General features: G+C 73.6%; 8 protein-coding genes. 7 read left to right on the top strand and 1 reads right to left on the bottom strand.

Annotation, left to right across the window (positions count from 1 at the left end):
* The first annotated feature begins 73 nt into the window (after positions 1-73).
* From VK640_18160 to VK640_18145, 4 genes are read left to right on the top strand one after another with little or no spacing between them, the layout of a single operon-like run.
* The gene (locus VK640_18160; GenBank protein ID HTE75105.1) at positions 74-985 is read left to right on the top strand and encodes an ABC transporter ATP-binding protein; all 912 of its coding nucleotides are present in this window, start codon (positions 74-76) and stop codon (positions 983-985) included.
* Entirely contained in the window at positions 982-2,772 is a 1,791-nt protein-coding gene (locus VK640_18155) for a DUF5941 domain-containing protein (protein ID HTE75104.1), read from the top strand. Before VK640_18160 ends, VK640_18155 begins: the two co-directional genes overlap by 4 nt.
* The gene (locus VK640_18150; protein HTE75103.1) at positions 2,765-3,583 is read left to right on the top strand and encodes a CDP-alcohol phosphatidyltransferase family protein; all 819 of its coding nucleotides are present in this window, start codon (positions 2,765-2,767) and stop codon (positions 3,581-3,583) included. The genes VK640_18155 and VK640_18150 overlap by 8 nt, the downstream gene beginning before the upstream one ends.
* A complete protein-coding gene (locus VK640_18145; protein HTE75102.1) occupies positions 3,580-4,458 on the top strand; it encodes a glycosyltransferase in 879 nt (292 codons plus the stop codon). The genes VK640_18150 and VK640_18145 overlap by 4 nt, the downstream gene beginning before the upstream one ends.
* On the opposite strand, the gene VK640_18140 is transcribed toward VK640_18145, so the two are convergent.
* Positions 4,427-5,890, bottom strand: coding sequence for a sulfatase (locus VK640_18140; protein ID HTE75101.1), 1,464 nt, complete (start codon positions 5,888-5,890; stop codon positions 4,427-4,429). The genes VK640_18145 and VK640_18140 overlap by 32 nt on opposite strands.
* Positions 5,891-6,055: 165 nt before the next feature.
* Between VK640_18140 and VK640_18135 the strand changes: the two genes are divergently transcribed.
* The 3 genes from VK640_18135 to VK640_18125 all read left to right on the top strand — a co-directional run.
* Positions 6,056-8,917, top strand: a complete 2,862-nt coding sequence (locus tag VK640_18135) for a CDP-glycerol glycerophosphotransferase family protein (protein ID HTE75100.1) — start codon at positions 6,056-6,058, stop codon at positions 8,915-8,917.
* A 7-nt stretch (positions 8,918-8,924) separates the two neighbouring features.
* Entirely contained in the window at positions 8,925-10,064 is a 1,140-nt protein-coding gene (locus VK640_18130) for a glycosyltransferase (protein HTE75099.1), read from the top strand.
* Positions 10,065-10,140: 76 nt separating this feature from the next.
* The coding region (locus tag VK640_18125; GenBank protein HTE75098.1) for a nuclease at positions 10,141-10,342 on the top strand (202 nt) is incomplete at its 3' end.

The raw sequence follows: 10,342 nt of genomic DNA, 5'->3' as shown, positions 1-10,342 counted from the left end.
CGCCGTGGTGCTGCTGCTCATCGGCATCCGGGTGTTCCGGCGCTTCGAGGGCCTCGTGCTCAAGGAGATCTGAGTGAGCCCCGTGATCGAGGCCGAGGGGCTCGGCATCAGCTTCCGGCGCAACCGCTCGCGCAACCAGCGGCTGCGCGACGTCGTCCGAGGCCGCACCAAGTCGCGCAAGGGCGAGTTCTGGGCGCTGCGCGACATCAGCTTCCAGGTCGGTGCGGGCGAGGCCGTCGGGCTCGTCGGCGGCAACGGTCAGGGCAAGAGCACCCTGCTCAAGCTGATCGCCGGGGTGCTGCTGCCCGACGAGGGCCGGCTCAAGGTCCACGGCGGCGTCGCCCCGCTGATCGAGGTCACCGGCGGCTTCGTCGGCGACCTGACCGCGCGCGACAACATCTGGCTGACCGCGGGCCTGCACGGGCTGGGCCGCCGGCAGATCGCGGCGCGCTTCGACGAGATCGTGGACTTCGCCGAGGTCGGCGACTTCCTGGACACGCCGTTCCGGCACTTCTCCTCCGGCATGAAGGTGCGTCTCGGCTTCTCGGTCGTCACCACGCTGGACGAGCCGATCGTCCTGGTCGACGAGGTGCTCGCCGTCGGCGACCGGGCCTTCCGCGAGAAGTGCTACGGCCGGATGAACGAGCTGCTCTCCGGCGGTCGCACGCTGTTCCTGGTCTCGCACAACGAGGCCGACCTGCGGCGGTTCTGCACCCGCGGGCTCTACCTCAAGGCCGGCTCGCTGGTCGTCGACGGCCCGCTCGAGGACGCGCTGACGACCTACCGCGCCGACGTCGGCCGGCGCCGCAAGAAGCGCAAGGCGGCCGCGGCGCAGGACCCGGACACCGGCGAGCAGCGGCCTGTCGAGCAGCAGCCCGGCGAGCAGCGGCCCGGCGAGCAGCGGCCCGGCGAGCAGCGGTCCCTCGAGCAGCGGCCCGGCGAGCAGCGGCCCGGTGGGCAGCGGCCCGGCGAGCCGGCCGGGTGACCGGCCCGGCCCACCCCACGGCCGCGGCCGGCCTCGAGGCGCTCGCTGACCGCCTGGCCGGGGGCTCCGGTCCGGCGGTGCTGGTCGCCGAGGACCTGCAGCTGCACCCGGCCGCGCTCGACGAGCTGACTCGTGACCCCCGGCCGACGACCGCAGCCTTGGTAGGGCGCACCGGCGACGGGGACGTCCGACCGGACGGCCCCGCCCGGCTGCGCCGCCGCGGGGGGCGGGTCATCTCCGTCGGCACGCCCGACCACGTGGTGACCGACCCGGACGGCGTCTTCGTCGGGGCGCTGCGGGTCGGGGGCGGCGAGCGCGCGACCGCGGCCGCGGCGGCTCGCTCGGCAGCCGGCACCGCCGCCCGGCTGGGCTGGGCCGGCGACCCGCTGGACCTGCTGCTGCTGGCGCTGGTGCGGGGCGGCCTGCCGGTCGCCGCCGTGGTGCTGGACCCGTGGCCCTGGCGTCGGGGGGCGCAGGCGCCGGACCGTGACGCCTTCGCGGCCCGGGTCGCCGCGGCCGGTGCCGACGAGGTCCACCGCACCCGGCTGGCCCGGGCGACCAAGGCCGACGACGGACTGGTGGCCTCCTTCCTGAGCCGGCCGGTGGCCCGCCGGCTGACCCCGGTCGCGCTGCGCTTGGGCCTGACCCCCAACGCCGTCACGGTGGCCTCCCTGCTGGTCGGGCTCGCCGCCGCCGTCCTGTTCGGTGTCGGGGACCGGTGGGCCCTGCTGGCCGGCGCGGTGCTGCTGCAGCTGTCGCTCGTCGTCGACTGCGTCGACGGCGACGTGGCGCGCTACACCCGCCGGTTCAGCGCGACCGGTGCGTGGCTGGACGCCTCCACCGACCGCCTGAAGGAGTTCGCCTGCTACGCCGGCCTGGCCCTGGGCGCCGGAGGGGCCGACGGGTCGGCCTGGACGCTGGCGGTCGCCATGCTGACGCTGCAGACGGCCCGGCACAGCATCGACTACACCTTCACCGCGGTGAAGGAGGACCGTGAGGGCGAGAGCGGCGTCCTGCCCCTCGACGAGCCCGCCGACGCGGCGGCTGCAGCAGCCGGCTCCGCGAGCGCCCGCGCCGTGCAGGCCTCGGAGCGCAGCAACCGCCGGTCGGGCATCCGGTGGGCCAAGAAGGCGCTGCACCTCGGCATCGGTGAGCGGTGGTTGGTCATCTCGGTGCTGGCCGCGCTGGGCCTCCCGGCAGCCGCCCTGGCCGTCCTGCTCTGCCTGGGCGTCGTCTCGCTCGCCTACACGAGTGCCGGGCGCACCCTGCGCACCCGGACCTGGCCGCGGACCGCGGTGCAGCCCCCGTCGGCCCGCGAGCGCTCGGTGGTCGCCGCGCAGGCCGACCTGGCACCGGTCGTGCCGCCGGCCGTCGCTGCCCGGGCGCTGACCGCGCGACCGGACCGCTTCCTGTGGCTGCGCCCGGCGCTGCTGCGCGCAGCGGAGTACACCTGCGTCGCGCTGGTCGTGGCGGCGGTGGCGCCGGACGGGCTGCTGCCGGCGTACGCCCTCCTGCTGGTGGTGGCCTCGCACCACTACGACGACCTCTACCGGGTGGTGAACCGCCTCGACGCGCCCGCGGCCTGGTCGTCCTGGCTCGGGCTCGGCGGCCCCGGCCGGCTCGCCGCGGTGCTGCTGCTCGCCGCCGCCGGCGGCAGCGTGCTGGTGGGGGGCCTATGGGTGCTGGCCGCCCTGCTCGGCATCCTGTACCTCGTGGTGGAGCCGCTGCGGGTGCTGCGCGAGGTGCGGGCGGCCCCGACCCCGGCGCCGGAGATCACCGGTGGCTGACCAGCAGCACCGGCCGGACGCTCAGCAACGGCCGGCCCGGCCGACGATCGCCGAGCTGCGCGCGGTCACCCAGCCCGAGTCGGTCCGCGGCCGGCGCAACTCCGAGCACTGGACCGCCGACCTCTACCAGCGCCGGGTCTCGCCCTACCTGACCCGCTGGCTGCTCGCCACGGCGATCACGGCCAACGGCGTCACCGTCCTGATGATCGTCACCGGGGCCGCGGCCGGCGCGGCCCTGCTGGTGCCCGGCCTGGTCGGGGCCGGGCTGGCCCTCCTGCTCGGCCAGCTGCAGATGCTGTGGGACTGCTGCGACGGCGAGGTCGCCCGGTGGCGGCGGACCTTCTCGCCGACCGGCTTCTTCCTCGACAAGCTCGGGCACACCGTCGCCGAGGCGGCCATCCCCCTCGCCCTCGGGGTGCGTGCCGACGGCGGGCTCGACTCGCTCGGCGGCTGGACGACGCTCGGTGCCGTCCTGGCCGTCCTGGTGCTGGTCAACAAGTCGCTCAACGACGCCGTGCACCTGGCCCGCGCGGCCAGCGACCTGCCGCGGCTGGCCGACCGGGCGGAGGAGGCGGCGCCACAGGTCTCCACGGTCCGCCGGCTGCGTTCGCTGGCGCGCTTCGTGCCGTTCCACCGGGTGTTCCACTCGGTCGAGATGACGCTGCTCGCCTTCCTGGCCGCGGTCGGCGACGCCCTCGCCGGTGGCGACGTCCCGGCGACCCGCTGGCTGCTGGCGGTGCTCGTCCCGGTCGCCGGGCTCACCGTCGTCGGGCACCTGGTGGCGATCCTGACCTCGCGACGGCTGCGGTGAGCTCGCGTCCGGTCGGCCGCAGCGTCGGGGCCGTCGTGCTGAGCATGGGCACCCGTCCCGAGGAGCTCCCCCGGGCGATGGAGTCGCTGCTCGCCCAGACCGGCGTCGACCTCGACGTGGTGGTGGTCGGCAACGGCTGGGAGCCGACCGGTCTGCCGCCGGAGGTGCGCACCGTCCACCTGCCCGAGAACGTCGGCATCCCCCAGGGCCGCAACGTCGGTGCCGCCGCGGTGAGCGGCGACGTGATCTTCTTCTACGACGACGACGCCTTCCTGCCCACCGACGACGTGGTATCGCAACTGGTCGACGTCCTGCAGGCCGACCCGCGGGTCGGCGCGGTGCAGCCGCGCCCGGTCGACCCGGACGGTCGGCCCTCGCCCGGTCGCTGGGTGCCCCGGCCGGGCGGGCGGGACCCGCTGCGGCCGGGCGTGGTGGCGTGGGTGTGGGAGGGCACCTTCGCCGTCCGTCGCGACGCGTTCGAGGGCGCCGGCGGCTGGCCCGGCCACTTCTTCTACGGCCACGAGGGCATCGAGCTGATCTGGCGGGTCTGGGACCAGGGCTTCGTCGGCTGGTACGCGCCCGAGATCGTCGTCAACCACCCGGCCACCAGCCCCACCCGGCACGCCGTCTACTGGCGGATGAACGCCCGTAACCGGGTCTGGGTCGCCCGCCGCAACCTGCCCTGGCCGCTGGTGCTGCCGTACCTGCTCACCTGGGTCCTGGTGACCCTGGCCCGGGTCCGGTCCGGCCCGGCGATGCGCGCGTGGGTCGCCGGCTTCGGCGAGGGGCTGGGCAGCGGTGCCGGGGAGCGCCGCCCGATGTCGTGGCGCACCGTGTGGCGGCTCACCCGGGCGGGCCGACCGCCGGTCCTGTGACGGGTCCGGTGACCGTGCGGGCGCCGGTCCAGCTGAAGCCGGGCGGCGTGGGGGAGCAGTCCTCCCGGGCGTGGCGGCGCAGGGCGCGCAGCGTCCGGGCGTACGTCGGGTCGCCGGCGCGGTTGACCTCCTCCAACGGGTCGACCGCGTAGTCGTAGAGCTCCTCCTCGCGGTCGGCGTAGCGGACGTAGAGGTAGCGCGCGGTGCGCCAGCCGCAGTAGGCCGGCCGGCCGAGGTTGCGCTTGCCGATCGCCTCGACCGGGAAGCCCGCCCGGGTCTGCGGGCCCAACAGGTCGAGACCCTCCGTCGCCATCGGGACGCCGGTGGCCGCCGAAAGGGTCGCCGCCACGTCGACGTTGAGGGCCAGGCGCCGGTCCACCGTGCCCCGGGGGACCCGGGCGTCCCAGCGGAGCACCATGGGCACCCGGGTGGCGGCGTCGTAGGGGACGTGCTTGCCGGTCAGGCCGTGCTCGCCGCGGAGCAGCCCGTTGTCCGACATGAAGAGGAACAGCGTGTTGTGCAGCCGGCCGCTCTCCCGCAGGGCGCGGACCACCCGGTCGACCGCGTCGTCGACGGCGAGGAGCGACCGGTCCTGCCCGTCGCGGACCGCCTCCATCGCGGCCGCGGACACCGGCCGCTGGGCGCGCAGCCAGGCCGGCTGCAGCGCCTTCCGGTCGGCCACCTCCACCCGGCCGCGTGCGACCGGCTGGGTGCCGGGCCTGGCCGCGTAGCGGCGCGGGGGGATGAAGTGCCCGTGCGGCGCCCACGTCGCCAGGTAGACGAACAGTGGAGTGTCCCGAGCGGTGGAGCGGATCAGCCGGTCCGCGCGGCGGGCGAGGACGTCCGTCGAGTAGGCCCGGTCCCCGTAGAAGCGAGGCGACCCCGAGAGTCGGAAGTCGTAGTAGGCACCGCTGCGGCCGGGCACGCGGAACGCCCAGAAGTGGTCCCAGCCAGGCGGGACGTAGTCCGGCCTCGTGCCGGCGGAGTAGCCGTTGAAGTACTTGCCGATCAAGGCCGTCTCGTAGCCTCTCGCGTCGAGCAAGGTCGCGATGTTCACGTCCTCGATGCCCTGCTCCCGCACCCGCCGCCAGCCGCCCTGCGGGTAGTGGTTGCCCCAGACGCCGGTGCTGTGGGCGTAGCGCCCGGACAGGATCGTCGCTCGGGAGGGACAGCACAGCGAGGTCGGCACCATCGCCTGCTCGTAGAGCCGGCCGCGGTCGACCAGCTCCTCCTGCAGGGCCGGCATCCCGTCCAGCGAGTCCCAGCGCTGGTCGTCGGTGAGGAAGACCACGATGTCGGGGGCGGTCGGGAGCGGGCGCGACTGGGCCAGCCACGGCCCGCTGACCGTCATGGCCGAGACGGCGGCGAGCACGAGCAGCGCGCTCAGGGCCCGCCGCCCACGGCTACGCCCCCCACCCCGTCCCCCACGCATGGTCACCCACCCTAGGAGATCGTGTCCGCAGTCTCTCCTGCCTCGCGCCGGTCCGAGGTCGCGACTTGCACACCCTTTAGACTCGATGAGGACTCGCCGGGTCCCGATGGTCAGCAGGTCTGCACGGTCCGGCACCGCTCGCGACGGACGGAGAGGGACGCGCTCGTGCCGGGACCGAGAGGCACCGACCCGGGACCCGAGCGGCGCTCCGACCCGCTCGGCACCCCGGAGCTGAGCGTCGTCGTGATCGGCTACAACGACCGCGCCAACCTGACCCAGGCGATCAGCTCGGTCCTGACCCAGACGCTGCGCCACCTCGAGGTTGTGGTCGTCGACGACGCTTCCAGCGACGGCTCCGCGGAAGTGGCCGAGCGGATCGCGGCCGAGGACCCCCGGGTGCGCGTGGTCCGGCTGCCGGAGAACAGCGGTGGCTGCAGCCGGCCGCGCAACGTCGGGCTGGAGCACGCCCGCGCGCCCTACGTCATGTTCCTGGACAGCGACGACGTCTATGACCGGCACGCGTGCAAGAACCTGCTGCTGACCGCGGAGCGCACCCGGGCCGACCTCGTCGCCGGCCAGGTGGTGCGGCTGCACCTCGACCAGCAGAAGGAGACCGGCTGGATCAAGCGGCTCTACACCCGCCGCGCTGTCTACGAGGGCATCCGCGACAACCCCGACCTGTTCTTCGACCCGCTGTCGACGAACAAGCTCTACCGGCGCGACTTCCTGGACAGCAACCACATCCGCTTCCCCGAGGGCGTGCACTACGAGGACTCGCTGTTCTCGACCAAGGCCTACGTCCACGCCAAGCGCATCGCGATGGTGCCCAACGTCATCTACTACTGGCGGGTGACGCAGGAGGCCGAGGAACTCTCCATCACGCAGCGCCGCTTCGAGATCAACAACTTCCGCGACCGGATCGCGGTGCACCGGATGATCGACGAGTTCCTGCACGAGCAGGGCGCCGACGACCTCAAGGTCTGGAAGGACTACAAGTTCGTCCGCAACGACCTGCGGCTCTACCTCTCCGACCTGCCGCACCGCGACGAGTCCTACCAGCGGGCCATGCTCGAGATTGCCGCCGACTACCTCGCGACGGTCAGCGACGAGACCCTGGCGCTGTGCGACCCGGTCGAGCGGGTCTGCGTGCACATGATCCGGCGGCTCGATCTGGACGAGACGCTGCGCACCGTCGACTACCTGCGGTTCGGCTTCAAGCTCTCCACCCGACTGGTGGAGCGGGACGGCCGGCTCTACTGGACCGACAAGTACCTCGACGACCCGCCGAGCCGCGCCGTCCTCGACGTGACGTCGATGGGCTGGCACCGGCTGCCCTGGGACCGGCTCTCGCTCTACAACTCGCTCTCGACGGTGCAGATCGACCGCGGCCGGCTGCTGCTGGCGGGGAGCGTCCTCAACCAGCTGGGCCGCATCCCGCAGGACGCCGACCTCACGCTGGCCGTCGCGGTCCGCAACCGGGACCGGATGGAGCGGCGGCGCACCCCGGTGCGGGAGTGGCGGCACGAGGGTGACCGGATCACGTACGTCGCCGAGGTCGACCTCTCGCGTGCCGTCGCGGGGCTGGACCAGACCGACGGCGTGTGGGACCTCAAGCTCGAGATCGGCTGGGCCGGCCGCACCGCGTCGCCACCCTTCAGCGTCGACCCGGGGCTGGTGCCGACCGAGCCGGTGCCGGTCCGCAGCCGCCTGGGCGGCCTCGCCAAGGCCCACCTGGAGGCGTTCGTCACGACCCGGCTCAGCCTGGCGTTCAAGCAGGCGCCGGACGTGGGCCGGGACCAGGCGGTGGCCCGGCTCAACTGGGCCGTGCTGCGCGGCCGCAAGGCGGTGCAGTGGCGGACCAGCAAGGCGTCGACCGGACCGGCCGTCAAGGCGCAGGCCTACCGGCTGTTCCGGCGGCTGCCGGTGGTCCCGGGGCTCGCGGTGTTCGAGTCGCACATGGGCCGGCAGTACTCCGACAGCCCGCGCTACATCTACGAGGCCGCGGTCGAGGCGGGTCTGGACCGGCTCGGGCTGACCCCGGTGTGGTCGCACGCCAAGAAGCGGCCGGACGGCTTCCCCGTGGATGCCCGGAAGGTGCAGCGGGAGAGCTGGCGCTACTACTACCTGATGGCCCGGGCGCAGTACTGGGTCGACAACCAGGGCTTCCCGCGGGTTTTCACCCGTCGCCGCGAGACGACGTACATCCAGACCTGGCACGGAACCCCGCTCAAGCGGATGGGCTTCGACTCGCCCGCGCTCGAGCGCGCGTCGGCCGCGACCCGCAAGGCGCACAAGGCGCTGATGCGGCGCTGGAGCGTCCTTCTCGTGCCGAGCGAGTACTTCGTCGAGACGTTCGTGCAGTCCTACCGCTACGGCGGCAAGCTGCTGCGGCACGGCCTGCCGCGCAACGACCTGCTGGTGCGTGGCGTCGACGCCGAGTGGGTCGAGGCCAAGAAGCGCGAGCTCGACCTGCCGACCGACCGGCGGCTGGTGCTCTACTGCCCGACCTTCCGCGACCGGGCCCGCCGGTTGCAGCGCGAGTACGACCTGCCGCTCGACCTGACCGAGATGGAGCGGGCGCTCGGCGACGACGTGCACCTCCTGGTGCGCCCCCACTACCTCGAGGACTACAAGCTCCCGCCCAAGCACGCCGGCTTCGCCACCGACGTCTCGCGCCACCACGACGTGACGGAGCTGCTGCTGATCGCCGACGTCCTGGTCACCGACTACTCGTCGGTCATGTTCGACTTCGCCAACACCGGTCGCCCGATGGTCTTCTACACCTACGACTACGAGGACTACACCCGGGACGAGCGCGGGACCTACCTGGACCTGGCCAGGGTCGCTCCGGGTCCGCTGGTCGAGGACACGGCCGACCTGGTCGCGGCGCTGCGCACGGTCGACGGCATGCGCGAGGCCTACGCCGAGCGCTACGCCGAGTTCCGGGAGCGCTTCTGCGAGTACGAGACCGGACGGGCGGCCGAGCACGTCGTGAAGGAGTACTTCGAGAGGGGCGCGGGCGGGTGACGGTGCGTTGACGGCACGCGACGTCTTCCTGGTCGCCAACAACATCGAGGAGCTCGGCGGGGTCCAGCGGGTCACCGACAACCTGGCCCGGATGCTGCAGGACGCCGGCCACCGGGTGACCGTGGTGGGCATCCAGCACGCGAAGGTCGCGCACGACTACGGCGCCCGGCCCTACCGCCACCTCGTGCTGAACGAGGACTCCGAGCCGCTGCCCCCTGAGATGGACCGGCTCGCCGCGCGGCTCGACCCACGCAACCGGGCGGCCCGGCGCCGCCACGAGCGCGCCCACCAGGAGGCCGTCGACCGGCTCTCCGCCGTCTTCGCCGACGCCCGGTCCGGCGTCGTCGTGGTCATGCAGGTCTGGTCGATGCAGTGGGTGGCCGACGCGGACACCGAGCACCTGCACGTCATCGGCATGAGCCACGAGTCGTTCGACGCCTCCCTGGCCTCGACCCGCTGGGAGCGGGTCCAGCGCTACTACCGCGACGTGGACCTGATGCTGCTGCTGACCCACCGCGACGCCGAGCGCTTCGAGCTCGAGGGCTTCAACAACGTCGGTGTGATGCACAACGCGCTCAGCTTCTATCCCGAGCACACCAGCGACCTGACGGCCCCGGTGGTGGTCGCGGCGGGCCGCTACGCACCGGAGAAGGGCTACGACCGGCTGATCGACGCGTTCGCCCGGGTGGCCGGCCGCCACCCGGGCTGGGAGCTGCGGATCTTCGGCCACGGCCCGCTGCGCGGCGCCCTCGAGAAGCAGGCCGCCCGGCTCGGACTCGAGGACCGGGTGACGCTGCCGGGGCTGGCCGGCGACATCGAGCACGAGCTGCGCTCCGCGTCCGTCTTCGCCCTCTCCTCCATCCACGAGGGCCTGCCCATGGCGCTGGCCGAGGCCATGGCGTGCGGGCTGTCCTGCGTGGCCTTCGACTGCGCCCCCGGCGTGCGGGAGATCGTCACCGACGGCGTGGACGGCGTCGTGGTGCCGCCGCGCGACGTGGCCGGCCTGGCGGAGGGCCTGGACCGGGTCATGGGCGACGAGGACCTACGGCGGCGCCTCGGCACGGCGGCCCGCGCCAGCGTGCGGCGCTTCGCGCCGGACCAGGTCCTCGCGCAGTGGGAGGACGTCTTCGCCCTGGTGGATCGATAGCTGGTGGATCGCTAGGTGGCGAACCGCTAGGTGGTGGACGCTCAAGAGGGAAAGGGCCGCTACCGAAAATCGGAATATGCGTTCCGTGCTCCGCCCTGCCCTGGCTGCGCTGACGTCGGCGGCAGCCGTCGTGCCGCTGCTCGTCGCCGGGCCTCTCACGTCCGGCCAGGCCGGCACCTACGACACCGGCAGGGTCACCAAGGTCGTCGACGGCGACACGGTGATCGTGGACCACCGGGCGGTGGTGCGGCTGATCGGCATCGACACCCCCGAGCACG

This window comes from Actinomycetes bacterium (assembly GCA_035489715.1).
Lineage (GTDB): Bacteria > Actinomycetota > Actinomycetes > JACCUZ01 > JACCUZ01 > DATHAP01.
Note: the sequence above shows the minus strand (reverse complement) of the source record. Positions and strands in the feature narration are given on the sequence as shown.

Coding starts and splice junctions, on each gene's coding strand:
- VK640_18140 (HTE75101.1), bottom strand. CDS start 5,890: ATGCGTGGGGGACGGGGTGGGGGGCGTAGCCGTGGGCGGCGGGCCCTG.